We start from the raw sequence: 1,135 nt of genomic DNA, 5'->3' as shown, positions 1-1,135 counted from the left end.
AGTAAATTCCAAAATATCTAATCATTTTAAAATGTTTTTCTGGAATATGTATTATTACTTTTTTTAAGAATTCATGAGCTTCTACTGTTTCTACTACAACTTTATTATCTTCATGCCTTGTATATTTATATGTTACAATCTTTCCATCATATTTAATTATTCTAGATTCTGCTATCGCAGGACGTCCAACATATCTTCCTATATACTTCGCTGCTATTTTAGCTGATTTTATTTGAGTTTTAGCATGAACATAAAATCCTTTATCTTTATCCCTATATAATTTGTCTTTTAAGCATTTTGCTTCATACTTATTTTTAACTATATCATTTATATTATCTAGCAATATTTTTTGCCATCTTTTTCTTAATGCTATATATGATATATGTTTTATATGTCTCCATTCTGTATTTTTTCCTGATCCACCTTCTGTAATCATCATATGTACGTGCGGATTCCACTTTAAATCTCTACCAAATGTATGTATTACAGTCACTATTCCTGGAATAAATTCTTCACTCTTATTTAAACTTTTCATCCAACTCGTAACAGCTTTAGCTGCGCTTTGCGGTAGTAACTTTAATTTACTTCTGTCTTTGCCAAAATAAACCCTTAATTCTTTGGGAATAGTAAATACAATATGTCTGTGTCTAACATTTATCAACTTAGATAGCATGCTTTCAATCCATTTATCAACATATATCTTTCCACATGAAGTACAGAATCTACTTTTGCAAGTAAAACCTATTTTCTTAATCTCATTACATTTTTCACATTTCAATTCAATATATCCATATCTCGTGTCCTTGCATCGCAAGACCTTATCTACTTCTGCTTTTACATTTTGTCTAATTTTTTTATCATACTTACTCATAAAACTAGCCCAATGATCTTCTAATATTAACCTCATTTTTCCTTTTTTCATTTGTACACCTAATAATATATTAATTATAAATTAACATATCAATAAGCGTAAAGCTAGATTACATCTAGCTTTTATTTGTCCAAAATTCTATAATTTCCTGTATAATAAAAAAACTGTTGAAAAATTTCAACAGTTTAATGGTGCGCCATCACGGGTTCGAACCGGGGACACCCTGATTAAGAGTCAGGTGCTCTACCAACTGAGCTAATAGCG

1 protein-coding gene is annotated in these 1,135 nt (G+C 29.3%); it reads right to left on the bottom strand.

Annotated elements, in window-relative coordinates; translation table 11 throughout:
- A partial coding sequence (locus HF850_RS15340; RefSeq protein ID WP_169106279.1) for a transposase occupies positions 1-922 on the bottom strand: 922 nt, incomplete at its 3' end.
- Between the last annotated feature and the right edge of the window lie 213 nt (positions 923-1,135).

It is taken from the genome of Clostridium sp. SM-530-WT-3G, from assembly GCF_012843905.1.
GTDB lineage: Bacteria > Bacillota > Clostridia > Clostridiales > Clostridiaceae > Clostridium.
This window is presented reverse-complemented; position numbering and strand designations above follow the sequence as displayed.